General features: G+C 62.7%; 23 protein-coding genes, 2 tRNA genes and 1 other RNA gene. 22 read left to right on the top strand and 4 right to left on the bottom strand.

From position 1 onward, the window contains the following. The 13 genes from folP to pnp all read left to right on the top strand — a co-directional run bounded on the left by folP (position 1) and on the right by pnp (position 12,482). Complete coding sequence (gene folP, locus BVH01_RS14485; RefSeq protein WP_075930954.1) at positions 1 to 852, top strand: dihydropteroate synthase; 852 nt, start codon at positions 1 to 3, stop codon at positions 850 to 852. A gap of 22 nt (positions 853 to 874) precedes the next feature. Further along, positions 875 to 2,212, top strand: a complete 1,338-nt coding sequence (gene glmM / locus BVH01_RS14480; protein WP_075930953.1) for a phosphoglucosamine mutase — start codon at positions 875 to 877, stop codon at positions 2,210 to 2,212. 65 nt (positions 2,213 to 2,277) lie between these two features. Then, a complete protein-coding gene (tpiA, locus tag BVH01_RS14475) occupies positions 2,278 to 3,033 on the top strand; it encodes a triose-phosphate isomerase (RefSeq protein WP_075930952.1) in 756 nt (251 codons plus the stop codon). 4 nt (positions 3,034 to 3,037) lie between these two features. Beyond that, complete coding sequence (gene secG / locus BVH01_RS14470) at positions 3,038 to 3,424, top strand: preprotein translocase subunit SecG (RefSeq protein ID WP_075930951.1); 387 nt, start codon at positions 3,038 to 3,040, stop codon at positions 3,422 to 3,424. An 11-nt stretch (positions 3,425 to 3,435) separates the two neighbouring features. Further along, positions 3,436 to 3,521, top strand: a tRNA-Leu gene (locus BVH01_RS14465). Between the two features lie 97 nt (positions 3,522 to 3,618). Further along, positions 3,619 to 3,694 (top strand) — tRNA-Met (locus BVH01_RS14460). A 126-nt stretch (positions 3,695 to 3,820) separates the two neighbouring features. Next, positions 3,821 to 4,279 (top strand): ribosome maturation factor RimP, encoded by a 459-nt coding sequence (gene rimP / locus BVH01_RS14455; RefSeq protein ID WP_013792672.1) that lies wholly within the window; start codon positions 3,821 to 3,823, stop codon positions 4,277 to 4,279. Between the two features lie 63 nt (positions 4,280 to 4,342). Further along, positions 4,343 to 5,824, top strand: a complete 1,482-nt coding sequence (gene nusA / locus BVH01_RS14450) for a transcription termination factor NusA (RefSeq protein WP_075930950.1) — start codon at positions 4,343 to 4,345, stop codon at positions 5,822 to 5,824. A gap of 26 nt (positions 5,825 to 5,850) precedes the next feature. Beyond that, positions 5,851 to 8,340: a translation initiation factor IF-2 gene (gene infB / locus BVH01_RS14445; protein WP_075930949.1), complete on the top strand. Its 2,490-nt coding sequence runs from the start codon at positions 5,851 to 5,853 to the stop codon at positions 8,338 to 8,340. 109 nt (positions 8,341 to 8,449) lie between these two features. Continuing rightward, positions 8,450 to 8,857, top strand: a complete 408-nt coding sequence (gene rbfA, locus BVH01_RS14440; protein ID WP_013792669.1) for a 30S ribosome-binding factor RbfA — start codon at positions 8,450 to 8,452, stop codon at positions 8,855 to 8,857. Between the two features lie 4 nt (positions 8,858 to 8,861). Beyond that, positions 8,862 to 9,779, top strand: a complete 918-nt coding sequence (truB, locus tag BVH01_RS14435) for a tRNA pseudouridine(55) synthase TruB (RefSeq protein ID WP_075930948.1) — start codon at positions 8,862 to 8,864, stop codon at positions 9,777 to 9,779. A 138-nt stretch (positions 9,780 to 9,917) separates the two neighbouring features. Beyond that, positions 9,918 to 10,187, top strand: a complete 270-nt coding sequence (gene rpsO, locus BVH01_RS14430) for a 30S ribosomal protein S15 (protein ID WP_042554902.1) — start codon at positions 9,918 to 9,920, stop codon at positions 10,185 to 10,187. A gap of 189 nt (positions 10,188 to 10,376) precedes the next feature. Further along, the gene (gene pnp, locus BVH01_RS14425; RefSeq protein WP_013792666.1) at positions 10,377 to 12,482 is read left to right on the top strand and encodes a polyribonucleotide nucleotidyltransferase; all 2,106 of its coding nucleotides are present in this window, start codon (positions 10,377 to 10,379) and stop codon (positions 12,480 to 12,482) included. Between the two features lie 251 nt (positions 12,483 to 12,733). Here the strand turns inward: pnp and BVH01_RS14420 are convergent, their stop codons facing one another. The 4 genes from BVH01_RS14420 to BVH01_RS14405 all read right to left on the bottom strand — a co-directional run bounded on the left by BVH01_RS14420 (position 12,734) and on the right by BVH01_RS14405 (position 16,074). After that, on the bottom strand, positions 12,734 to 13,267 hold the full coding sequence (locus BVH01_RS14420; RefSeq protein ID WP_075930947.1) for a BON domain-containing protein: 534 nt from the start codon (positions 13,265 to 13,267) through the stop codon (positions 12,734 to 12,736). After that, the gene (locus tag BVH01_RS14415; RefSeq protein WP_075930946.1) at positions 13,264 to 13,857 is read right to left on the bottom strand and encodes a phosphoheptose isomerase; all 594 of its coding nucleotides are present in this window, start codon (positions 13,855 to 13,857) and stop codon (positions 13,264 to 13,266) included. The genes BVH01_RS14420 and BVH01_RS14415 overlap by 4 nt, the downstream gene beginning before the upstream one ends. Positions 13,858 to 13,958: 101 nt before the next feature. Continuing rightward, positions 13,959 to 14,357, bottom strand: a complete 399-nt coding sequence (locus BVH01_RS14410) for a YraN family protein (protein WP_075931043.1) — start codon at positions 14,355 to 14,357, stop codon at positions 13,959 to 13,961. Continuing rightward, positions 14,317 to 16,074: a penicillin-binding protein activator gene (locus BVH01_RS14405; protein ID WP_075930945.1), complete on the bottom strand. Its 1,758-nt coding sequence runs from the start codon at positions 16,072 to 16,074 to the stop codon at positions 14,317 to 14,319. Before BVH01_RS14405 ends, BVH01_RS14410 begins: the two co-directional genes overlap by 41 nt. A gap of 187 nt (positions 16,075 to 16,261) precedes the next feature. On the opposite strand from BVH01_RS14405, the gene rsmI reads away from it, so the two are divergent. The 9 genes from rsmI to mraY all read left to right on the top strand — a co-directional run bounded on the left by rsmI (position 16,262) and on the right by mraY (position 25,167). Next, complete coding sequence (rsmI, locus tag BVH01_RS14400; RefSeq protein ID WP_168177289.1) at positions 16,262 to 17,131, top strand: 16S rRNA (cytidine(1402)-2'-O)-methyltransferase; 870 nt, start codon at positions 16,262 to 16,264, stop codon at positions 17,129 to 17,131. A 41-nt stretch (positions 17,132 to 17,172) separates the two neighbouring features. Continuing rightward, an RNA gene (rnpB, locus tag BVH01_RS14395) (RNase P RNA component class A) lies at positions 17,173 to 17,522 on the top strand. A 301-nt stretch (positions 17,523 to 17,823) separates the two neighbouring features. Continuing rightward, entirely contained in the window at positions 17,824 to 18,279 is a 456-nt protein-coding gene (gene mraZ / locus BVH01_RS14390; RefSeq protein WP_013792660.1) for a division/cell wall cluster transcriptional repressor MraZ, read from the top strand. A gap of 2 nt (positions 18,280 to 18,281) precedes the next feature. Next, the gene (gene rsmH / locus BVH01_RS14385) at positions 18,282 to 19,223 is read left to right on the top strand and encodes a 16S rRNA (cytosine(1402)-N(4))-methyltransferase RsmH (RefSeq protein WP_139317835.1); all 942 of its coding nucleotides are present in this window, start codon (positions 18,282 to 18,284) and stop codon (positions 19,221 to 19,223) included. Continuing rightward, a complete protein-coding gene (gene ftsL, locus BVH01_RS14380; protein ID WP_075930942.1) occupies positions 19,220 to 19,513 on the top strand; it encodes a cell division protein FtsL in 294 nt (97 codons plus the stop codon). Before rsmH ends, ftsL begins: the two co-directional genes overlap by 4 nt. Beyond that, positions 19,513 to 21,249 (top strand): penicillin-binding protein 2, encoded by a 1,737-nt coding sequence (locus tag BVH01_RS14375; protein ID WP_168172894.1) that lies wholly within the window; start codon positions 19,513 to 19,515, stop codon positions 21,247 to 21,249. The genes ftsL and BVH01_RS14375 overlap by 1 nt, the downstream gene beginning before the upstream one ends. Then, a complete protein-coding gene (locus BVH01_RS14370) occupies positions 21,249 to 22,712 on the top strand; it encodes a UDP-N-acetylmuramoyl-L-alanyl-D-glutamate--2,6-diaminopimelate ligase (protein WP_075930940.1) in 1,464 nt (487 codons plus the stop codon). The genes BVH01_RS14375 and BVH01_RS14370 overlap by 1 nt, the downstream gene beginning before the upstream one ends. Then, positions 22,705 to 24,084 (top strand): UDP-N-acetylmuramoyl-tripeptide--D-alanyl-D-alanine ligase, encoded by a 1,380-nt coding sequence (murF, locus tag BVH01_RS14365; protein ID WP_075930939.1) that lies wholly within the window; start codon positions 22,705 to 22,707, stop codon positions 24,082 to 24,084. The genes BVH01_RS14370 and murF overlap by 8 nt, the downstream gene beginning before the upstream one ends. Then, complete coding sequence (gene mraY / locus BVH01_RS14360; protein ID WP_075930938.1) at positions 24,085 to 25,167, top strand: phospho-N-acetylmuramoyl-pentapeptide-transferase; 1,083 nt, start codon at positions 24,085 to 24,087, stop codon at positions 25,165 to 25,167. Positions 25,168 to 25,172: the final 5 nt, after the last annotated feature.

Here is a 25,172-nt window from a genome sequence, read left to right as displayed (position 1 = left end):
ATGTCTCTCGTGCAAACAAACGACCGGCTGCCTTGTGGCAGCCGGTTTCTTGATTTAAGCCATCCGCAAGTGATGGGTATTCTCAACGTCACCCCAGATTCCTTTTCCGATGGTGGCCGCTTCGCCCTGCGCGATGCGGCGTTGCGGCATGCCGAAAGCATGGTGCGCGCCGGTGCGACGCTGATCGATATCGGCGGCGAATCCACGCGGCCGGGTGCAGCCCCGGTCTCGGCAGCCCAGGAGCTCGAGCGCGTAGCGCCGATGGTCGAGGCGGTCGCCGCCGAGCTGGACGTGATCATTTCGGTGGATACTTCCACGCCCGAAGTGATGCGCGAGTCGGCAAGGTTAGGTGCTGGGCTGATCAACGACGTGCGTTCGCTACAGCGCGATGGTGCCTTGCAGGCGGCAGCCGAGAGCGGTTTGCCGGTGTGCCTGATGCACATGCGTGGCGAGCCCTCGACCATGCAGCAAAGCCCCCGGTACGATGACGTGCTGGAGGCGGTGGCCGACTTTCTGCGCGAACGCCTGGCGGTCTGCGAGGCCGCCGGTATACCGGCGCAGCGCGTCGTGCTCGACCCAGGTTTCGGCTTCGCCAAGACGCTGGAGCATAATCTCAGCCTGTTCCGGCGCATGCCGGCGCTGCAGGCTCTCGGTCTGCCGCTGCTGGTCGGCGTGTCGCGCAAGAGTATGATTGGCGCCGTGCTGGGGCGCGAAGTCGATGGTCGCCTCTATGGCAGCCTGGCTCTGGCTGCCCTGGCGGTAGCCAAGGGCGCGCATATCCTGCGTGTGCACGATGTGGCGGAAACCGTGGACGTGGTGCGCATGGTCGCTGCGGTCGAAGCGGCGCAGTAAATAGAAAAAGGGAGTTGTCGTTTTGAGTCGCAAGTATTTTGGCACCGACGGTATCCGTGGGCGCGTTGGTCAGTATCCCATCACTCCAGACTTCATGCTCAAGCTGGGCTGGGCCGCCGGCATGGCGTTTCGCAAACAGGGCAAGTGTCGCATCCTGATCGGCAAGGACACGCGCATCTCCGGCTACATGTTCGAATCGGCGCTGGAGGCGGGGCTCTCCGCAGCCGGGGCTGACGTGATGCTGCTGGGGCCGATGCCGACGCCGGCGATCGCCTACCTGACGCGTACCTTTCATGCTGAGGCGGGTATCGTCATTAGCGCTTCGCACAATCCGCACCATGACAACGGCATCAAGTTCTTCTCGGGGCAGGGCACCAAGCTGCCTGATGAAGTCGAGCTGATGATCGAAGAGCTGCTCGATGCAGCGATGACCGTGGTCGAGTCCGAGCAGCTCGGTAAGGTGTCGCGAATCAACGACGCCGCCGGCCGATATATCGAATTCTGCAAGAGCAGCGTGCCGACCAGTACCGATTTCTCGGGCCTGAAGATCGTGCTCGACTGCGCCCACGGTGCCGCCTACAAAGTGGCACCCGCGGTATTCCAGGAGCTGGGTGCTGAGGTGTCGGTGCTGTCGGCCCAGCCCAACGGGCTGAATATCAATGCTGATTGCGGTTCGACCCATATCGAGAACCTGCAGGCTGAAGTCAAGGCGCGCCACGCCGATCTGGGCATCGCCTTCGACGGCGACGCCGATCGGGTGTTGATGGTCGATCACACCGGTGCGGTAGTCGATGGCGACGAGTTGCTGTTCATCATCGCCAGGGATTTGCAGGCCCGTGGCAAGCTGCAGGGCGGTGTCGTCGGCACGTTGATGAGCAATCTGGGCCTCGAGCTCGCCCTCAAGGAGCTGGATATTCCCTTCGTGCGTGCCAACGTCGGCGACCGTTATGTGATCGCCGAGTTGCTCGAGCGCGGTTGGCAGGTGGGTGGCGAAAACTCTGGGCATCTGGTGTGTTTCCAGCATGTGACGACCGGTGATGCTATCGTCGCCGCGCTACAAGTGCTGCTGGCCATCCGTCGCCGCGGTCAGAGCCTGGCCGAGGCCCGCCAAGGGTTGCGCAAATGCCCGCAAGTATTGGTCAATGTGCGTTTTAGCGGTGGCGTCGACCCGCTCAAGCATCCCGATGTACAGGCCGCAAGCGACAGTGTGACCCAGCGCATGGCCGGTCGCGGTCGTGTGTTGCTGCGCAAGTCTGGCACCGAGCCGCTGGTGCGGGTGATGGTCGAAGGCGAGGATGAAACCCAGGTTCGAGCCTATGCCGATGAATTGGCTGAAATTGTCTCACGTGTCTGTGCTTGATTCGGCTTGCCAGTCCCCAAGCGGTTGGGTAACATCTGCGCCCTCTTTGACCAACGAGGTAAAGCATGCGTCGCTCAATGGTTGCTGGTAACTGGAAAATGCACGGTACCCGCGCCAGTGTCGCAGAGCTGATCGATGGTCTGAATCGGCAGGCACTGCCTGCCGATGTCGAGGTTGCGGTGTTTCCTGTCAGTGTTCATCTCGGTCAGGTTGTCGAGGGGCTCAGTGGTCTTGCGGTGTCGGTAGGCGCCCAGGACTGTGCCGTCGAGGCCGGCCAGGGTGCATTGACTGGTGAGGTGTCGGGCGAGCAGCTGCGTGATGCGGGTTGCAAGCTGGTGCTGATCGGTCATTCCGAGCGTCGCCTGATTCTGGGTGATGGCAACGAGCAGGTCTTGCGCAAGTTTGCGGCGGCTCAGGTCAGCGGGCTGGTGCCGGTGCTGTGCGTTGGGGAAACCCTGGAGCAGCGCGAGGCGGGCGAAACCCTCAAGGTGGTTGCCGGTCAGCTCGATAGCGTTATCGATGCGCTGGGTGTTGCGGTGTTCTCGAGTGCGGTGGTGGCGTATGAGCCGGTTTGGGCTATCGGTACCGGGCTGACGGCGACGCCCCAGCAGGCGCAGGACGTGCATGCGGCAATTCGTGCGCAGGTCGCTGCGAAAGACCCGGAAGTGGCGAGTGGTTTGAGAATTCTTTATGGCGGCAGCGTCAAGGCCGCCAATGCAGCCGAGCTTTTCGGCATGCCTGATATCGATGGGGGGCTTGTGGGTGGAGCCTCTCTGAATGCGGATGAGTTCGGTGCGATCTGTCGCGCTGCAGGAAACTAAGAATATGCTGGAAACAGGCGTTGTAGTTCTTCATCTGCTGGCAGCGATCGGTGTGGTTGTGCTGGTTCTGCTGCAGCAGGGTAAAGGTGCCGATGCAGGTGCTTCGTTCGGTGCGGGTGCTTCGAATACCGTTTTCGGTAGTCAAGGAACCACTACCTTTCTGAGCCGAGTTACTGCTATACTCGCCGCCAGTTTTTTCATTACCAGCTTGGGGTTAGCGTATTTTGCTAATCAAAAGTCTGATACACTGGGTCAGGCTGGTTTGCCAGATCCGGCAGTGATGGAAGTGCCGCAGGGCAACAAGCCTGCAGAAGATGTACCGGTGCTTGAGCAACAGCAAGCGCCAACTTCGAGTGAGCAAGACGTACCTCAGGCTCCCGAAGCGCAGTAAGTGTCAAATTTGCCGAGGTGGTGGAATTGGTAGACACGCTACCTTGAGGTGGTAGTGGCCATAGGCTGTAGGGGTTCGAGTCCCCTTCTCGGTACCAATTGAACAGAACAGCCCGCTGCATGCGGGCTTTTCTGTATCTGGGGGTTGGTTGACCCGCGTGGCGGTTCAGCCGTATAATCCGCTCCCAGTTTTAGCGCGGGGTGAACAGTCCGGTAGCTCGTCGGGCTCATAACCCGAAGGTCGTTGGCTCAAGTCCATCCCCCGCAGCCAGTTGTCACTGAGCCCCTTTCAAGGGGCTTTTTGTTAGCTGGAAGACAGATTTTCCGCTATCTGGGCGGTCTTGTAGATGGGCGTTTCGCCCATTTTTTATTTGCACAGCATGCGCGAGGGGTTCAGGTGTCGAGCAAGCTAGAACAGTTGCAGGCCTTGGTGGCCCCGGTAGTCGAAGCGCTTGGCTACGAATGCTGGGGTATCGAGTTCCTGTCTCAGGGGCGGCATTCGCTGCTGCGTATCTACATCGATCATGCCGACGGCATTCTTATCGACGATTGCGAGAAGGTCAGCCGGCAGATCAGCGGCGTTCTCGATGTCGAGGATCCCATCAGTGCCGAATACACCCTCGAGGTGTCTTCGCCTGGCATGGATCGGCCACTGTTCACGTTGGCCCAGTTCGCCAGTCACGTCGGCGAGCAGGTGAAAATCAAGTTGCGCTCACCGTTCGAAGGGCGCCGCAACTTTCAGGGTCTGCTCCGCGGTGTGGAGGAAGAGGACGTGGTGGTGCAGGTGGATGACCACGAGTTTCTTTTGCCGATCGATATGATCGACAAGGCCAACATTATCCCCCGATTTGATTGAGACACGGATCCCGCGGGATCGGAATGTGTCGATCCCAATGGATTGCGAAAGGCGAGGCGTACGATGAGCAAAGAAGTACTGCTGGTTGTTGAGTCGGTATCCAATGAAAAGGGCGTACCGGCCGCTGTGATTTTCGAGGCGCTGGAGTTGGCGCTGGCCACGGCGACCAAGAAACGTTTTGAAGATGAAGTCGAACTGCGGGTGGCGATCAACCGCCAGAGTGGTAGCTACGAGACCTTCCGCTGCTGGACCGTGGTCGACGAGGAAAACTTCGAAGATCCGGCGCACCAGGTGACGACTGACATGCCGCGTGCGGTCGAGGCCAACGCCAAGGTCGGCGATGTGCTCGAGGAGAAGATCGAGTCCATCGAGTTCGGTCGTATCGCTGCCCAGACGGCCAAACAGGTCATCGTGCAGAAGGTACGTGAAGCCGAGCGTGCGCAGGTCGTCGAGGCCTACCGCGAGCGTCTGGGTGAAATCATCGCCGGTACCGTCAAGAAGGTTACCCGCGACAACGTCATCGTCGACCTGGGTGCCAACGCCGAGGCTCTGCTGGCTCGCGAAGACATCATCCCGCGTGAGACTTTCCGTGTCGGCGTGCGCCTGCGTGCGCTGCTCAAGGAAATCCGCACCGAGAACCGCGGCCCTCAGCTGATCCTGTCGCGTACTGCGCCGGAAATGCTGATCGAGCTGTTCCGTATCGAAGTGCCGGAAATCGCCGAAGGCCTCATCGAAGTCAAGGCCGCCTCCCGTGACCCGGGTTCGCGCGCAAAGATCGCGGTGCGTTCCAAGGACAAGCGCATCGACCCGCAAGGCGCCTGTATCGGCATGCGTGGCTCGCGCGTTCAGGCTGTTTCCGGCGAGCTGGTCGGCGAGCGTGTGGACATCGTGCTGTGGGACGACAACCCGGCGCAGTTCGTCATCAACGCCATGTCGCCGGCCGAAGTTGCGGCGATCATCGTCGATGAAGATGCCCATGCCATGGACATCGCCGTTGGCGAGGACAACCTGGCCCAGGCCATCGGCCGTGGCGGCCAGAACGTGCGCCTGGCCAGTCAGCTGACCGGCTGGACGCTGAACGTGATGACCGAGTCGGACATCCAGGCCAAGCAGCAGGCCGAGACCGGTGACATTCTGCAAAGCTTCATCGACGAGCTGGAAGTCGACGAAGAACTGGCCCAGGTGCTGGTCGAAGAGGGCTTCACCAGCCTGGAAGAAATCGCCTACGTGCCGATGGAAGAGATGCTCAGCATCGACGGTTTCGACGAAGAAATCGTCAACGAACTGCGCTCTCGAGCGAAGGATCGTTTGCTGACCAAGGCCATCGCCACGGAAGAAAAACTGGCAGACGCCCAGCCGGCCGAAGACCTCCTCGAAGTTGAGGGTATGGACAAAGGCCTGGCGCAGGAACTGGCAGTACGCGGGGTGGTTACCCGTGAAGACCTGGCCGAGCAGTCGATCGACGACCTGCTCGACATCGACGGCATCGACGAAGAGCGTGCCGGCAAGCTGATCATGGCCGCCCGAGCCCACTGGTTCGAGTAAGTTTTACGGCCTGAGGAGAGAAGTGCATGACGCAAGTCACGGTGAAAGAACTGGCCCAAGTGGTCGACACACCGGTAGAGCGCCTGCTGCAGCAGATGCGAGAGGCGGGTTTGCCGCACAGCAGTGCCGAGCAAGTTGTCACCGATAACGAAAAGCAGGCCCTGCTTGCTCACCTGAAGAGCAGCCACGGCGACAAGAAAGCCGAGGAACCGCGCAAGATTACCTTGCAGCGCAAGACCACCAGTACCCTCAGGGTTGCTGGTAGCAAGACCATCAGCGTTGAAGTGCGCAAGAAGAAGACCTTCGTCAAGCGCAGCAACGAAGAGATCGAAGCCGAGAAACAGCGCGAGCTCGAAGAGCAACGTGCTGCGGCGGAAGCTGCTCGTCTGAAGGCCGAGGAAGAAGCCAAGCGCCAGGCCGAAGACGACGCCAAGCGCCAGGCGGCCGCAGCGCCGACCGCACGCGCCGTCGAAGCGGCTGTGGCGCCGGCCGTCGTCGACGCGCCGGTTGCTCCGGCTGTCGACGAGCGTAAGAAGGACGAGCCGCGTCGCCCCGACAAGGCGCGTAGTGACGATGCCGACCGCCGTGGTGGTGAGCGCAAGACCACTCAGCACCGCCCGACCGTCAAGGAAAAGGCGCCTGCTCCACGTGTCGCGCCGCGTACCATCGACGAAGAGAGCGATGGTTTCCGCCGCGGTGGCCGTGGCAAGTCCAAGCTCAAGAAGCGCAACCAGCATGGCTTCCAGGCTCCGGCCGGCCCGGTGGTGCGTGAAGTGTCGATCGGCGAAACCATCACCGTGGGCGAACTGGCCCAGCAGATGTCGGTGAAGGCTGCTGAAGTCATCAAATTCATGTTCAAGATGGGCACGCCTGCCACCATTAACCAGGTGCTGGATCAGGAAACCGCTCAACTGGTCGCCGAAGAGCTGGGCCACAAGGTCAAGCTGGTCAGCGACAACGCGCTCGAAGAGCAGTTGGCCGAGTCCCTGAAGTTCGAAGGTGAGGCGATTTCCCGTGCGCCGGTGGTGACCGTCATGGGTCACGTCGACCATGGTAAGACCTCGCTGCTCGACTACATTCGTCGTGCCAAGGTCGCGTCCGGTGAAGCAGGTGGTATCACGCAGCATATCGGTGCCTACCACGTGGAAACCGAGCGCGGCATGGTGACCTTCCTCGATACCCCGGGTCACGCTGCGTTCACTCAGATGCGTGCCCGTGGTGCCAAGGCTACCGACATCGTCATCCTCGTGGTGGCGGCCGACGACGGCGTGATGCCGCAGACCCAGGAAGCGGTTCAGCACGCGAAAGCGGCTGGCGTGCCGATCGTGGTCGCGGTGAACAAGATCGACAAGCCCGATGCCAACCCGGACAACATCAAGAACGGCCTGGCCGCGCTGGACGTGATTCCGGAAGAGTGGGGCGGCGACGCACCCTACGTGCATGTCTCGGCCAAGATGGGTACCGGCGTGGACGAGCTGCTCGAAGCAGTTCTGCTGCAGGCCGAAGTTCTCGAACTCAAGGCCATGCCGACGGCGCCTGGTCGTGGCGTGGTCGTCGAATCGCGTCTGGACAAGGGCCGCGGCCCGGTAGCCACCGTGCTGGTTCAGGACGGTACGCTGCGCCAGGGCGACATGGTGCTGGTCGGCTCCAACTACGGCCGCATCCGCGCCATGCTGGACGAAAACGGCAAGCCTGTTAAGGAAGCCGGCCCGTCCATCCCGGTCGAGATCCTCGGCCTGGACGGCACGCCAGAGGCGGGCGATGACATGACCGTCGTGGCCGACGAGAAGAAGGCCCGCGAGGTTGCGCTGTTCCGTCAAGGCAAGTTCCGCGAAGTGAAACTGGCACGTGCCCACGCCGGCAAGCTGGAGAACATCTTCGAGAGCATGGGCCAGGAAGAGAAGAAAACCCTCAACATCGTTCTCAAGTCCGATGTGCGTGGTTCTCTCGAGGCTCTGCAGGGCTCGCTCAGCACCCTGGGCAACGACGAAGTACAGGTGCGTGTGGTCGGTGGCGGCGTCGGTGGTATCACCGAGTCCGATGCCAACCTGGCCCTGGCGTCGAACGCCGTGCTGTTCGGCTTCAACGTCCGTGCTGACGCTGGTGCGCGCAAGATCGTCGAGGCCGAAGGTCTGGACATGCGCTACTACAACGTCATCTACGACATCATCGAGGACGTCAAGAAGGCGCTCACCGGTATGCTCGGCAGCGACGTTCGCGAGAACATCCTCGGCATCGCCGAAGTGCGCGACGTGTTCCGTTCGCCGAAGTTCGGTGCGGTCGCCGGTTGTATGGTGGTCGAAGGTACGGTCTACCGTAACCGTCCGATCCGCGTACTGCGTGACGACGTGGTGATCTTCGAAGGCGAGCTGGAGTCCCTGCGTCGCTTCAAGGACGATATGGCCGAAGTGCGTAACGGCATGGAGTGCGGTATCGCGGTGAAGAGCTACAACGACGTCAAGGTCGGCGACAAGATCGAAGTGTTCGAGAAAGTCCAGGTGGCTCGCAGCCTGTAATCGCGAGTCGCAACACGCAACGCCCGGCCCCGCATCTGCGCGGCCGGGCGTTTGCCGCTTTTGAGTCCGCTGCTTTTGCAGGTGGCGAGACGAGTGGAAGGTAGCAACGATGGCAAAAGACTACAGCCGTGCCCAGCGTATCGGCGACCAGATTCAACGCGAATTGGCGCAGCTGATTCGTACCGAAGTCAAAGACCCGCGCCTGGGTGGCCTGGTCACCGTTACTGCGGTCGATGTTAGCCGTGACGCCAGCCATGCCAAGGTGTTCGTTACCGTCATGGGCGCCGAGCCGCAAGAGGGTTCAGACCCCATCGCGCAGAGCCTCAAGGTACTGAACGACGCCAGTGGTTTCCTGCGCATGCAGCTGGGCAAGGCGATGAAGCTGCGCAGCGTGCCGCACCTGCGTTTCCATTACGACGAAAGCATCGTGCGTGGTGCCCAGTTATCGGCGCTGATCGAGCGTGCGGTGACCGAGGACAGCAAGCACGTCGACAGCGACACCGAGGCCAAGGAGTAAGCGCGTGGCCCAGGTTAAGCGTATTCGTCGCAAGGTTGACGGCATCATCCTGCTCGACAAGCCAAAGGGCTTCAGCTCCAACGCGGCGTTGCAGAAGGTGCGTTGGTTGCTCAATGCCGAGAAGGCCGGGCACACCGGTAGTCTCGATCCGCTGGCCACCGGCGTGCTGCCATTGTGCTTCGGCGAGGCGACCAAGTTTTCCCAGTACCTGCTCGATGCCGACAAGGGCTATGAGACGGTCATGCAGCTCGGCGTCACCACCACCACGGCCGATGCCGAGGGTGAGGTGATCGAGCGCCGCGAAGTGAATGTCGACGCCTCGGACATCGAGGCGCTGCTGCCGCGTTTTCGTGGTGACATCAGTCAGGTGCCGCCGATGTATTCGGCGCTCAAGCGCGACGGCCAGCCGCTGTACAAACTTGCGCGTGCCGGAGAAGTAGTGGAGCGCGAGGCGCGTTCTGTTACTATTGCGCGCCTGGAGTTGCTGAGCAGTGTGGCCGACAAGGCGAGCCTGGCGGTGGACTGCAGTAAAGGCACCTATATCCGTACGCTGGTCGAGGATATCGGGCACCTGCTGGGCTGTGGTGCCCATGTCGCCGAGCTGCGCCGTACCAAGGCCGGCCCGTTCGACTTGTCCCAGAGTGTCAGCCTGGACGAACTGCTGCAGGCCCATGAGGAGGGTGGCAACGAAGCCGTCGATCGTTTCCTGCTGCCGGTGGACAGTGGGCTGGAGCATTGGCCGCTGCTGAGCTTTTCGGAGCACAGTTCGTTCTATTGGCTGCAAGGGCAGCCGGTTCGCGCCGCAGACGCGCCGAAGTTCGGCATGGTTCGGGTGCAAGATCACAATGGTCGCTTCATCGGTATTGGTGAAGTGAGCGAAGACGGGCGCATTGCGCCGCGTCGTCTGATTCGGTCCGCGTGACCGTGGCGAGCCGCTCCGGCGGCTCGTAACGAGGGTGGCTGTCAATAGGCACGGTCATACCTCCTTTAAAACACGGGAAGCGATTCCCGGCCTATTGAGACTGTCCTTGCGACCGTCTCCAGATGAGAGGATGCCCACATGGCACTCAGCGTTGAAGAAAAAGCCCAGATCGTTAACGACTACAAGCAAGCTGAAGGCGATACCGGTAGCCCGGAAGTCCAGGTTGCTCTGCTGTCCGCCAACATCAACAAGCTGCAAGGCCACTTCAAGGCCAACGGCAAAGACCACCACTCGCGTCGTGGCCTGATCCGTATGGTCAACCAGCGCCGCAAGCTGCTGGACTACCTGAAGGGTAAGGACACCAGCCGTTACAGCGCCCTGATCGGTCGCCTGGGTCTGCGTCGCTAAGCAATGCTTAGCTGTCGTTGACCGCAAAAGCTGGAAGTGGGCTCGCCCTGCTTCCAGCTTTTGCGTTTATGCTTCACCCGTTTTATGGCTTCAGCCACTTTGGACAGCGCCGGGCCGACTCCCGCAGCGATTGCCCACCAATTCGCAAGAACCGTTTCCCCCAAAGGCAACAGAGAGAAGGAAAACACCGTGAACCCGGTAATCAAGAAATTTCAATTCGGTCAGTCGACCGTCACCCTCGAGACTGGCCGTATCGCCCGTCAGGCTTCCGGCGCCGTGCTGGTCACCGTCGACAACGACGTAACCGTGCTGGTCACCGTGGTAGGCGCCAAGTCTGCCGACCCGAGCAAGGGTTTCTTCCCGCTGTCCGTGCACTACCAGGAAAAGACCTACGCAGCCGGCAAGATCCCTGGCGGCTTCTTCAAGCGTGAAGCGCGCCCGAGCGAGAAGGAAACCCTGACCTCGCGCCTGATCGATCGTCCGATCCGCCCGCTGTTCCCGGAAGGCTTCCAGAACGAAGTGCAGGTCATCTGCACCGTGGTCTCCACCAGCAAGAAGACCGACCCGGACATCGCAGCGATGATCGGTACCTCGGCTGCCCTGGCCATCTCCGGCATCCCGTTCGACGGCCCCATCGGTGCCGCCCGTGTTGCCTACCACCCCGAAACCGGCTACCTGCTGAACCCGAACTACGAGCAGCTCAAGGCGTCGAGCCTGGACATGGTCGTGGCCGGTACCAAAGACGCCGTACTGATGGTCGAATCCGAAGCCAAAGAGCTGACCGAAGACCAGATGCTGGGCGCCGTGCTGTTCGCCCATGACGAATTCCAGGCCGTCATCCAGGCCGTTACCGAGCTGGCCGCCGAAGCGGGCAAGCCGCGTTGGGACTGGCAGGCCGCTGCCGCCAACACCAGCCTGCTGGACGCCATCCGCGCCGAGTTCGGTGCCGCGATCTCCGACGCCTATACCATCATCATCAAGCAGGATCGCTATGCGCGCCTGGGCGAGCTGCGCGACCAGGTGGTTGCCAAGTTCTCCGGTGAGGAAGGTCAGCCGAGCGCCGGCGAAGTCAAAGACGCCTTCGGCGAAATCGAATACCGCACCGTGCGCGAGAACATCGTCAACGGCAAGCCGCGTATCGATGGTCGTGACACCCGTACCGTACGTGGCCTGAACATCGAGGTCGGCGTGCTGGACAAGACCCACGGTTCGGCTCTGTTCACCCGCGGCGAAACCCAGGCGCTGGTCGTGGCCACCCTTGGTACCGCCCGCGATGCACAGCTGCTCGACACCCTCGAAGGCGAGAAGAAAGACCCCTTCATGCTGCACTACAACTTCCCGCCGTACTCGGTGGGCGAGTGTGGTCGCATGGGCGCCACCGGTCGTCGTGAGATCGGCCACGGCCGCCTGGCTCGTCGTGGCGTTGCCGCCATGCTGCCGAGCGCTGACGAGTTCCCGTACACCATCCGTATCGTCTCGGAGATCACCGAATCCAACGGTTCGTCCTCCATGGCCTCCGTTTGCGGTGCTTCCCTGGCCCTGATGGACGCTGGTGTACCGATGAAGGCGCCGGTTGCCGGTATCGCCATGGGTCTGGTCAAGGAAGGCGAGAAATTCGCCGTTCTGACCGACATCCTCGGTGACGAAGACCACCTGGGCGACATGGACTTCAAGGTAGCCGGTACCGCCAATGGCGTCACCGCGCTGCAGATGGACATCAAGATCCAGGGCATCACCGAAGAGATCATGGAAATCGCCCTGAACCAGGCCCTGGAAGCGCGTCTGAACATCCTCGGTCAGATGAACCAGGTGATCGCCCAGTCGCGCAGCGAGCTGTCGGCTAACGCCCCGACCATGCTGGCGATGAAGATCGACCAGGACAAGATCCGTGACGTCATCGGCAAGGGCGGCGCCACCATCCGCGCCATCTGCGAAGAGACCAAGGCCTCGATCGACATCGAAGACGACGGCTCGATCAAGATCTTCGGCGAAACCAAGGAAGCCGCCGATGCTGCCAAGCAGCGCGTACTGGCGATCACCGCCGAGGCCGAGATCGGCAAGATCTACGTCGGCAAGGTCGAGCGTATCGTCGACTTCGGCGCCTTCGTCAACATCCTGCCGGGCAAGGACGGTCTGGTGCACATCTCCATGCTCAGCGATGCGCGCGTAGAGAAGGTCACCGACATCCTCAAGGAAGGCCAGGAAGTGGAAGTGCTGGTACTGGACGTGGACAACCGCGGCCGTATCAAGCTGTCCATCAAGGACGTCGCTGCTGCCAAAGCCTCGGGTGTCTGATCCGGGCTGAAGCCGCTGCGTCGAGAAAGCCAGTCAGGGTGACCTGACTGGCTTTTTTATTGCCTGTCGTTTGGCATTGCGGGTAGAGGCAGCGACGTCGCCTTGCCGCAATGCGAGGCTCGGGCTGGTCATCCCAAGGTAGGCCCGTGACTGGGTCCGGGCGCGATATCGCGCTGGGCGCTCAAGCCTCAGGCATAAAAAAACGCCAGTCAGGTGCCGCCTGACTGGCGTTTTTCGTTGTGCCGCCGTGATCAGTCGGTGTACTGGAACAGCTTGATGATCTTCTGCACGCCCGAGGTGTTCTGCACCACGTTGCTTGCCGCATTGGCTTCCTGGCGGCTGACAACGCCGAGCAGGTAGACGATGCCGTTCTCGGTGATCACCTTGATGCGACTGCCCGGCACGCCACTGTCGGCCAGCATCTGGGTCTTGATCTTGGTGGTCAGCAGCGAGTCGTTGCTGCGCGCCAGCAGTGAACTGGGCTGCTGAACCTGCAGCTCGTTGTGTACCTTGCGCACGCCCTGAACGCGGCGGGCAGCTTGTTCGGCCGTGGTTTTCAGGTCGGCGCGGGGCGTCTGGCCGGCGATCAGGATCACGCCGTTATAGCTGGTCACCACGATGTGCGAGGTGGGGCTGGCGAGATCGGCGTGGGCACGGGTGATGGCATTGGCGACGTCCGGGCCGACGAACTGGTCGTCGATCTTGTTGCCGATGCTGCGGCTGCCGCAGCCGCCCAGGATCAGGCTCAATGCCAAGGCGGCGAAGATCAGTGGTGAACGGGTCATTCTTCACTCCCAAACAGTTGACTGTCGATAAGGTCGCACAAGCAATGGATGGCCAATAGATGGACTTCCTGAATGCGCGCCGTGACCTTCGACGGCACGCGAATCTCGACGTCTTCGGGCAGCAGCAGCGAGGCCATGCCGCCGCCATCGCGGCCGGTCAGGGCAACCACGGTCATTTCCCGGTCGTGGGCGGCCTGGATGGCCTGGATTACGTTGGCGGAGTTGCCGCTGGTGGAAATCGCCAGCAGCACGTCGCCTGGTTGGCCTAGCGCGCGGATCTGCTTGGAGAAGACTTCGTTGTAGCTGTAATCGTTGGCGATCGAGGTGATCGTCGAGCTGTCGGTGGTCAGGGCGATCGCCGGCAGGCTGGGGCGCTCGCGTTCGAAGCGGTTGAGCAGCTCCGAGGAGAAATGCTGTGCATCGCCGGCCGAGCCGCCGTTGCCGCAGGACAGGATCTTGCCTTCGCTGAGCAGTGCCTGAACCATCACCTGGCTGGCATGCTCGATGAACGGAGGCAGGACCTCCATGGCGTGGTGCTTGGTTTCGATACTGCCGTGAAACAGCTGGCGAATACGGGCTTGCATATCCATGTAGAGCTTTGACCTTGACTATAACGAGGCCCCGGCCCTTGGGCGCGCGGCGCTGTCGTTGGAAACGGCGGTGGATCAGGGTATCGCAGCGAGCCTGAGCTTCAACTGTCGAAAGCGTTTCTAATCCATTCCAGTGATGCGGGTCTGCCATGGCCTACGGCTATGACATCGAAACGGCAGGGATGTTTGGCCCAGCGCTTCTCCTGTTGCAGAAATTGCATGGCCGTGGCGATCAGCTTGTCACGCTTGCGTCTGTCGACGCTTTCGACCGCGCCACCCCATGCACTGTGCTTGCGGTAGCGCACTTCGGCGAATACTACTGTATCGCCATCTAGCATGACCAGATCGAGTTCGCCCCGCTGTCCGCGCCAGTTCTGCTCGATCAGCTTCAGTCCATGACCTTGCAGGTGCTCGCAGGCGAGGGCTTCGGCCGCTCGCCCGCTGGCATGGCGTGGATCGTCACTCAATGTTGGTTTCTGGCAGGCGCTGAACCTGGCCATTGCTGAATTGCGCCCAGGGCAGCTGGCGCTCGACGCGCTGCGACGCATTCAGGCTCAGGTTGCCGGACAGCCCTTCGACGCGGCTGTCGGGCAGGGTCTTGAGTTGGTCGAGGCGCGGCGCCAGGCGGAAGGCGTCGACCCCCATGGCGTAAAGGCGACCCAGGCTGCCGCCGGCTTGCGGCCACTGGCTGTTGACCTGTTGGCGCAGCGGATCGTTGGCGTCCAGCAGCCAGGGGGTTTCGCAGAACCGGATGCCGTCCAGGTCGCGGTACTGGGCCGCGCTCATGCTGCCGCTGAACAGGTGCGAAGTGGCATACACCGGCACGTCGCCCGCGTACTGGTAAGCCAGGGTCGGTTTGATCTGCTGGGCCTGCTGCGGCGTGGCGGCGAGGAAGATGAAGTCCACGTCCTGGCGGCGCGAGTTGCCGCTGACCTGCAGCAGGCGAGCGACCTGGCCTGCCATGTCCACGGGCTGGTCGATCTGCTCAGCGCCCAGGAAGGTGCCGCCGGCGGCTTGCCAGCTCTGGCGGAAGGCGTCCAGTACACGGTTGCCCCAGTCGCCCTTGGGTACCAGGGCGACGGCGTTGCGCATGCCGTCGGCCCAGGCGCGGCGCGCGACTTCGCGGGCTTCGTCCTCGGCGGCCAGGCCGAACTGGAACAGTTGTGCGGGGTTCTTGGCGCCTGGGTCGGCGTAGTTCAGGGCCAGCGTGGTGATCGGCAACTGGCCGCGGTTACCCAGTTGGGTGACCAGGTTCTTCTCCAGCGGGCCGATAACCAGTTCCACGCCATCGGCCTGGGCCTGGCGATAGAAATCGTCCAGGGAGGTCAGGCGGGCGCTGTCGTACAGCTGAATCTGCGGTGGGTTTTCGCCTGCCTGCTGGGCCTGGTAATGGGCGGCCAGGAAACCGTCACGCAGGGCGCGCGACACCGAGGCCAGTTGGCCTTCCTGGGGCAGCAGCAGGGCGATCTTCTCCAGCGGCTTGCTCGACAGGGCGCGCAGGTCGGCAAGGGCCTTGGGCAGTTGTTGGGCCGCGGGATGGGTAGGGTGCTGAGCCAGCCAGTTGTCGATTGCGTCCTGCTGCTGCTTGAGCGTGCCAACGGTCTTCGCCACCTGGGCCAGCGACAGCCAACCGGCCAAGTCGGCGTCGTCGGCGGTCGGTGCCGGCTCGGCCGGCAGGCTGGAGACCAGTTTCCAGATGTGATCCTGATTGCGCTGCGCGTCGTCGCCACTCAGCAATGGCGCAATGAATACCCGCTCGCGGGCCGCGGCGAGAATCTGGCCATCTTTTTCCAGGGCGTTGGCGCGGGCCAATTGGGTGCGGGTCTGCTGCTCGACCGGCAGTTCGCCGAGGCGATCGAGGCTGGGGTGGGCCAGAGCGTCGAGGGCGGCCTTGGCATCGTTACGCGCCAGGGCCAGTTCCGCCTTGAGGGTGCTGGCGTAGATCTGCTGCGCTGGCTTGAGCAGTTGCAGGTCGACCTGCCCGAGAATGCTCTCGGCACGTTGCGCGTTGCCCTGCTTGGCGGCCAGGTCGGCGGCCGACAGACGCAACAGCTGGGCGTCTTCGCTCTGGCTGGTGCCGGCTTGCTGGAGCATCTGCTCCACGCTGGCCTGGGGCGTGCGAGGCAGTTCGCCAAGGTTCGAGGAAGGCGAGCTGCTGCAGGCAACGAGCAGGCCGGCTAGGCAGAGTGCAGAGAGCGGACGCAGGCAGGCAATCATGTAAGCGATTCCGGGTCTTGAGCAAATGAACGCCGGATTGTACCCAAGGCACCGCCTTGGCGCGACGATGAAGGTGTTAACCGGTACGCAGAGGTCGCAGCTGTTCGCGCTGGCGACGCGTTTCCGCCCTGGCGGTTCGCTCGCGTTACAATGGCGCCTTTCCAGCTATTGATGAGGCATTTCCGTGATCGCTAATGAAGCTCCCCGATCCGCTGCGGGCACCCTGTTCGTGGTGGCGACGCCCATTGGCAATCTCGATGACCTCAGTGCCCGGGCGCTGAAGGTGCTCGGCGATGTCTCGCTGATCGCCGCCGAAGACACGCGACACTCGGCGCGCCTGATGCAGCACTTCGGTATCGGTACGCCGCTGGCGGCCTGTCATGAGCACAACGAGCGTGACGAAGGTAATCGCTTCATCGAGCGCCTGCTGGCGGGAGACGATGTGGCGCTGATTTCCGATGCCGGCACGCCGCTGATTTCCGACCCGGGCTATCACCTGGTGCGCCAGGCCCGGGCCGCCGGGGTTCGCGTGGTTCCGGTGCCTGGTGCCTGCGCACTGATCGCGGCGCTGTCGGCTGCCGGCCTGCCGTCCGATCGCTTCGTCTTCGAAGGCTTTCTGCCGGCCAAGACGGTCGGGCGGCGGGCGCGCCTCGAACTGGTTCGCGAAGAGCCGCGTACGCTGATCTTCTATGAGGCGCCGCATCGCATCCTCGAGTGCCTGCAGGACATGCGCGAGGTATTCGGCGGCGAGCGCCAGGCGTTGCTGGCTCGGGAGCTGACCAAGACCTTCGAAACCCTGCAGGGCATGCCGCTCGATCAGTTGTGCGAGTGGGTGGCGGCCGATGCCAATCAGCAGCGCGGTGAATGCGTGGTGCTGGTGGCAGGCTGGCAGGCGCCCGAAGACGAGGCGTCGGTGAGTGTCGAGGCGCTGCGCGTGCTCGATCTGTTGCTTGCCGAAATGCCGCTCAAGCGCGCGGCAGCGCTGGCCGCGCAGATCACCGGCGTGCGCAAGAACCTGCTCTATCAGGCAGCGCTGGAGCGCCAGCAGGACGGTTGAACTTGTTCTTGCCGGGTCCCAGCGGTTACCCTAGGCGGCGGAGAGTCGATCGGACAGTCGCTGCCTTCCATCTGGAAGGGGGAGGAAAGTCCGGGCTCCATAGGGCGGAGTGCCAGGTAACGCCTGGGAGGCGCGAGCCTACGGAAAGTGCCACAGAAAACAACCGCCTAAGTGCTTCGGCGCCGGTAAGGGTGAAAAGGTGCGGTAAGAGCGCACCGCACGGCTGGTAACAGTCCGTGGCTAGGCAAACCCCACTCGGAGCAAGACCAAATAGGGTTCCATTGGCGTGGCCCGCGCTGGAACCGGGTAGGTTGCTAAAGGCGTGCAGTGATGTACGTCGTAGAGGAATGGCTGTCCTCGACAGAACCCGGCTTATAGATCGACTCTCCACCTCCTACTGCTTTTGCTTCTTCTCCTCATTTCTAATACCGAAAAAATCTTACTCTTAACAAACTACTTTAAGTTCGTTGGGTAGGTTCTTGTATGTGGTTGTTTTTTAGCCATCTTTCCCGCTTTGGGCGCTCGTCCCACTTCTCATTTATTCGCTAAATCTCCGTTCTATAAGGAATTTTCCGTTCTGGCGCGCCTTGACGGTGGGGTATGCGCGTTCCTATAGTGTGCTCCGGTGGTAAAAAGTGGCATGAAGTGGGTTTTTTTGGATGCGGATGGCTGAATAAAGGGGAAACGCGATCGTGTTTCGCGGAGCTAACGCCATAAGTCTTGACGCCAAGGGGCGGCTCGCGATGCCAAGTCGGTATCGGGACGAGCTCGTTTCGCGTTCGGCTGGCCAGCTCATCGTCACCATCGACGCCATCGATCCCTGCCTTTGTGTCTACCCGTTGCCGGAGTGGGAAATCATCGAGAACAAGCTGCGCGAGCTGGCTTCCTTTCGTGAAGAGAACCGCCGCCTGCAACGTCTGCTGATTGGTAATGCCGTCGATCTCGAGCTGGATGGCAGCGGTCGTTTTCTGGTTCCGCCGCGGTTGCGCGAATACGCCAAGCTGGACAAGCGCGCGATGCTGGTGGGGCAGCTCAATAAATTTCAACTGTGGGATGAGGATTCCTGGAATGCCGTGGCCGATGCCGATCTGGCCGCCATCAAGCAACCGGGTGCTCTTTCCGATGACCTTCGTGACCTGATTCTGTGAACATGACCTCTACCTTTCGCCATATCACCGTGTTGCTCGAAGAGGCCGTTGCGGCGCTCTCGCCGCGCGCCGATGGCTGCTATGTAGATGGCACGTTCGGGCGGGGTGGGCATAGCCGGCTGATCCTCGAAAGGATCGGGCCTGGCGGTCGCTTGCTGGGGTTCGACAAGGACCCTCTCGCAATCGCGACTGGAAATACGCTAGCGGCCGAAGACGGCCGCTTTGTCGTTGTACAGAGAAGCTTTGCGGAACTTGGCGACGAACTCGCTGTCCGCGGCCTGGCCGGTGGCGTGAGCGGCATTCTGCTGGATCTGGGTGTGTCCTCGCCGCAGCTCGATGATGCCGAGCGCGGCTTCAGTTTTCTCAACGACGGCCCACTGGACATGCGCATGGACCCTTCGCGGGGCGTCAGCGCTGCACAGTTCATCGCCACTGCCGATGAAGACGAGATCGCCCGCGTATTCAAGGAATATGGTGAAGAGCGCTTCGCCAAGCGCATGGCGCGCGCCGTGGTGGCTCGTCGCCAGGAGCAGGCCTTCGAGCGCACTGCCGACCTGGCGCAGGTGCTGACCGTCGCCAATCCCGCCTGGGAGAAAGGCAAGAACCCGGCGACCCGTGCCTTCCAGGGGCTGCGCATCCACGTCAACAATGAGCTGGGCGACCTGGAACGTGGCCTCGACGCCGCGCTGGGGAACCTGGAAGTGGGCGGCCGTCTGGTGGTGATCAGCTTCCACTCCCTGGAAGACCGCATCGTCAAGCAGTTCATGCGCAAGCACGCCAAGGGCGAGATGGACAAGCTGCCGCGTGACCTGCCCATCATCCCCAAGGCCTTCGAGCCGCGCCTGAAACTGATCGGCAAACCACAGTTCGCCTCCGAGGCCGAACTCAAGGCCAACCCACGCTCGCGCAGCGCAGTCATGCGCGTCGCGGAGAAACTGCGATGAGCGGCGTGGGCCTCAAGCGTTTTCCCAAGGGCAGCCTGCTGATGCTGGTGCTCTTCGTCGGCGTGCTCGGTTCAGCGCTGGCGGTGTCCTACAGCGCGCACTGGAATCGTCAGTTGCTCAACAGCCTGTACGGCGAGCTCAGTGTGCGTGACAAGGCGCAAGCCGAGTGGGGTCGGCTGATCCTCGAGCAGAGCACCTGGACGGCTCACAACCGGATCGAGACCCTGGCCAGCGAACAGCTGAAAATGCGCATCCCCGACGCCGCCGAAGTGCGCATGGTGGCGCCATGATGAAGCTCGAAGGGGCTCTTTACCCGTGGCGCTTCCGCCTGGTGATGCTGCTGCTCGCGCTGATGGTCGCGGCCATTGCGGCGCGCATCTTCGAACTGCATGTGTTCGATCATGACTTCCTCAAAGCCCACGGCGACGCGCGCAGCGTGCGGCATATTCCGATTCCGGCGCACCGTGGTCTGATCACCGACCGTAACGGCGAGCCGCTGGCGGTCAGTACTCCGGTCACCACCCTGTGGGCCAATGGCAAGGAGCTTCAGGCTGGCAAGGCGCAGTGGCCGGTGCTGGCGGCTGCGCTGGGTCAGGAGCCGAATGCCTTCGCCCAGCGCCTGCAGGCCAACGCCGAGCGTGAGTTCATGTATCTGGTGCGCGGCCTGACCCCCGAGCAGGGCCAGCGCGTGCTCGATCTCAAGGTTCCGGGCGTTTACTCCATCGAGGAGTTTCGTCGTTTCTATCCGGCTGGCGAAGTCACCGCCCACATGGTCGGCTTCACCGATATCGATGACCGCGGTCGTGAAGGCGTTGAACTGGCGTTCGAGGACTGGCTGGCCGGCGTACCTGGCAAGCGTCAGGTACTCAAGGATCGCCGTGGCCGCCTGATCCGCGACGTGCAGGTCACCCAGAACGCCAAGGCCGGCAAGGCACTGGCATTGTCCATCGACCTGCGCCTGCAATACCTGGCCCACCGCGAACTGCGTAACGCGCTGGTCGAGTTCGGTGCCAAGGCCGGCAGCCTGGTGATGCTCGACGTGAAGACCGGCGAGATCCTCGCCATGGTCAACCAGCCGACCTACAACCCCAACAACCGTCGCAACCTGCAGCCGGCTGCCATGCGTAACCGCGCCATGATCGACGTTTTCGAGCCAGGCTCGACCATGAAGCCGTTCTCCATGAGTGCCGCCCTGGAAACCGGACGCTGGAAACCAACCGACAAGGTCGACGTGCATGGCGGTACGCTGCAGATCGGCCGCTACACCATCAAGGACGTGTCCCGCGCGCCGGACGGCGTGCTCGACCTGACCGGCATTCTGATCAAGTCCAGTAACGTGGGCATGAGCAAGGTCGCTTTCGATATCGGTGGCGCGGCTATCTATGACGTGATGCAGCAGGTCGGTCTGGGCCAGGACACCGGCCTGAGCTTCCCGGGTGAGCGCGTCGGCAACCTGCCCAACCATCGTGAGTGGCGCAAGGCAGAAACCGCGACCCTTTCCTACGGCTATGGCCTGTCGGTCACTGCCGTGCAGCTGGCCCATGCCTACGCCGTGCTGGGCAACAACGGGCGCAGCGTACCGATGTCGCTGACACGTACCGATCGCGTGCGCGACAGCGTGCAGGTGATCCCCGAAGACGTTGCCCACACCCTGCAGGGCATGCTCCAGCAGGTGATCGAGGCCCCGGGCGGCGTATTCCGTGCCCAGGTGCCGGGTTACCATGTAGCCGGCAAGAGCGGCACGGCGCGCAAGACCGCTGCCGGTACCAAAGGTTACCAGGCCAACGCCTATCGCTCGCTGTTCGCCGGCTTCGCACCGGCCAGCAACCCGCGCATCGCCGTTGCCGTGGTCATCGACGAGCCAAGCAAGAGTGGCTACTACGGCGGCCTGGTATCGGCCCCCGTGTTCAGTCGCGTAATGGCCGGCGGCCTGCGCCTGATGAACATCACCCCGGATAACCTGCCCGAGACCACGGCCGTGCAAGCCGAAGCGCCAGCGGCAGCCAACAATGGAGGGCGCGGCTGATGCCCATGCCATTGAACCAGTTGTTGCCCCAGGCGAGCAGCGGCGTGTTGATCCGTGAACTGACCCTCGATAGCCGCCAGGTGCGCCCCGGCGACCTGTTCCTGGCCGTGCCGGGCACTCGTCAGGATGGCCGCGTGCATATCGCCGACGCGATTTCCCGTGGTGCTGCCGCGGTTGCCTTCGAGACCGACGGCTCGCTGCCGATGACCGCCGAAAGTGCCGAACTGGTCGCCATCAAAGGCCTGGCCGGTCAGCTGTCGGCCATTGCTGGCCGCTTCTACGGCGAGCCAAGCCGCGGCCTGCACATGGTCGGCATCACCGGCACCAACGGCAAGACCAGCGTCAGTCAGTTGCTGGCCCAGGCCCTAGACCTGCTCGGCGAGCCGTGCGGCATCGTCGGCACCCTCGGCAACGGCTTCTACGGCACGCTGGCTCAGGGCCTGCACACCACGCCGGATCCGATCGGCGTACAGGCGACCCTGGCTGGCCTTAAAAAGAACGGCGCGCGGGCCATCGCCATGGAAGTATCGTCCCACGGCCTGCATCAGGGCCGCGTCGCCGCACTGGATTTCGACGTGGCGGTGTTTACCAACCTGTCCCGCGATCACCTCGATTACCACGGTTCGATGGAGGCCTACCAAGCCGCCAAGGCCGCGCTGTTCGCCTGGCCGAGCCTGCGTGCTCGCGTCATCAATCTGGACGATGCCGTGGGCCGCGAACTGGCTGCTCAGGAGCGTGACTCCCGGCTGATCGGCTACAGCCTTCAGGATTCGAGCGCCTATCTGTTCTGCCGCGATATTCATTTCGATGACCAGGGCGTGCGCGCCACGCTGGTTACGCCGCGCGGCGAGGGCAGCCTGCGCAGCTCGCTGCTGGGCCGCTTCAACCTCAGCAACCTGCTCGCCGTGGTCGGTGCGCTGGTCGCCATGGATTACCCGCTGGACGAAATTCTCAAGGTGCTTCCGCGCTTGCAGGGCCCTATTGGCCGTATGCAGCGCCTCGGCGGCCAGGATGCACCGCTGGTGGTCGTCGACTACGCCCACACCCCGGACGCGCTGGAGCAGGTGCTGGGTGCGCTGCGCCCCCATGTCACGGGTCGACTGCTGTGCCTGTTCGGCTGTGGTGGTGACCGTGATCGCGGCAAGCGCCCGCTGATGGCCGAGGTGGTCGAGCGCCTGGCTGACGCCGCGTTGGTTACCGACGACAACCCGCGTACCGAGTCGCCCGAGCAGATATTCGACGACATCCGTGCCGGTTTCGGCAAAGCCGAGCACGTGCGTTTCATGCACGGTCGTGGCAATGCCATCGCCCAGCTGATTGGCGAAGCCCAGGTCGGCGACGTGGTCGTGCTGGCCGGCAAGGGCCACGAGGATTACCAGGAAATCGACGGTGTGCGTCAGCCGTTTTCCGATCTGCAGGAGGCCGGTCGTGCACTGGCTGCATGGGAGGCGGCACATGCTTAAGGCATTTCGGTTGAGCGAAATCGCCAGCGCCCTGAGCGGTCGCGTGGTCGGTGATGACTGCGCCTTCTCGGCCGTCAGCACCGACAGCCGCAGCATCGTGCCGGGCCAGCTGTTCGTCGCCTTGAGCGGCCCGCGTTTCGATGGGCATGACTACCTGGCCCAGGTCGCTGCCAAAGGCGCTGTGGCGGCGCTGGTAACGCGCGAAGTCGCGGGCGTCGACCTGCCGCAAGTGGTAGTCGCCGATACCACGCTGGCCCTCGGCCAATTGGGCGCGCTCAATCGCCAGGCCTACGGTGGCCTGCTGGCCGCCGTGACCGGCTCTAGCGGCAAGACCACCGTCAAGGAAATGCTGGCCGCCATCCTGCGCTCGGCCTGCGCTCAGGACGGCGGCGCCGTGCTGGCGACCCGCGGCAACCTCAACAACCAGCTGGGCGTACCGCTGACCCTGCTGGAACTGGGCCCGGAACACACTGGCGCAGTCATCGAACTGGGCGCCTCGGGTATCGGCGAGATCGCCTACACCGTCGGCCTGACCAAACCGCAAGTGGCGATCATCACCAACGCCGGCAACGCCCACGTGGGTGAGTTCGGCGGCCCCGAGAACATCGTGCTGGCCAAGGGCGAAATTCTCGAAGGTCTGGGTGAGACCGGCATTGCCGTGCTCAACCGTGACGACGTGGCGTTCGAGCGTTGGGTCAAGCGTGCAGCCGGGCGCCGAGTTCTCAGTTTTGCGCTGCGCGACAGCAGCGCCGACTTCCATGCCCGTGAGCTGAGCCGTGATCCACGTGGCTGCCCGGCATTCACGCTGTTCTGCCAGGAAGGCCAGGCCCGCGTACAACTGAATCTGCTCGGTGAGCACAACGTGACCAATGCATTGGCCGCTGCCGCTGCCGCCCATGCCCTGGCGGTGCCACTGGTGGCCATCAAGAACGGCCTGGAAAGCCTGCTGCCGGTCAAGGGCCGTGCCGTTGCGCAACTGGCGCAGAACGGCGCCCGGGTCATCGACGACACTTACAACGCCAATCCGGCTTCGATCTGCGCCGCCATCGATATCCTCGCCGGCTTCTCCGGTCGCAAGGTGCTGGTGCTGGGCGATATCGGCGAGCTGGGCGCCTGGTCCGAGCAGGGCCACCGCGACGTGGGCGACTACGCAGTCGGCAAGGCCGATGTGCTCTATGCGGTCGGTCCTCAGATGAAACATGCCGTACAGGCCTTTGGCGCCGGGTCGCGGCATTTCGCCGACCAGGCCGCGCTGATCGACGCGGTACGCGCCGAGCCCGGCGACAGCACCATTCTAATTAAAGGTTCACGCAGCGCCGCGATGGAAAACGTCGTCGCCGCGCTGTGTGGCGACAGTGGGGAGAGTCACTAAATGCTGCTGCTGCTGGCAGAGTATCTGCAACAGTTCCACAAGGGCTTCGCGGTCTTTCAGTACCTGACCCTGCGCGGGATTCTAGGCGTGCTGACGGCGCTCGCGCTGGCGCTGTTCCTCGGCCCCTGGATGATTCGTACCCTGCAGATCCGCCAGATCGGCCAGGCCGTGCGCAACGACGGCCCGCAGTCGCATCTGTCCAAGAAGGGCACGCCGACCATGGGCGGTGCGCTGATTCTCTCGGCCATCGCCATCAGCACCCTGCTGTGGGCTGACCTGAGCAATCGCTACGTGTGGGTGGTGCTGATCGTCACCCTGCTGTTCGGCGCCATCGGCTGGGTCGATGATTACCGCAAGGTGATCGAGAAGGACTCGCGTGGCCTGCCGAGCCGCTGGAAGTACTTCTGGCAATCAGTGTTCGGCATCGGCGCGGCCGTCTTCCTTTATATGACTGCGCAGACGCCGATCGAAACCACCCTGATCGTGCCGCTGCTCAAGGACGTCAGCATTCCCCTGGGTATCGGCTTCGTGGTGCTGACCTATTTCGTCATCGTCGGCTCCAGCAACGCGGTGAACCTCACCGACGGCCTCGACGGCCTGGCGATCCTGCCTACCGTGATGGTCGGCGGCGCCCTGGGCATTTTCTGCTACCTGTCGGGCAACGTGAATTTCTCCGAATACCTGCTGATTCCCTACGTGCCGGGTGCCGGTGAGCTGATCGTGTTCTGCGGCGCGCTGATTGGCGCCGGCCTGGGCTTTCTGTGGTTCAACACCTACCCCGCTCAGGTGTTCATGGGCGACGTGGGCGCGCTGGCGCTGGGTGCTGCGCTGGGCACCATCGCCGTGATTGTGCGCCAGGAAATCGTCCTGTTCATCATGGGCGGCGTGTTCGTGATGGAAACCCTGTCGGTGATCATCCAGGTCGCCAGTTTCAAGCTGACCGGCAAGCGCGTGTTCCGCATGGCACCGATTCACCACCATTTCGAGTTGAAGGGTTGGCCCGAGCCACGGGTCATCGTTCGTTTCTGGATCATCACCGTCATTCTGGTGTTGATCGGCCTCGCTACTTTGAAACTGCGTTGAGGACA

This window comes from Pseudomonas sp. PA1(2017) (genome assembly GCF_001945375.1).
GTDB lineage: Bacteria > Pseudomonadota > Gammaproteobacteria > Pseudomonadales > Pseudomonadaceae > Aquipseudomonas.
This window is presented reverse-complemented; position numbering and strand designations above follow the sequence as displayed.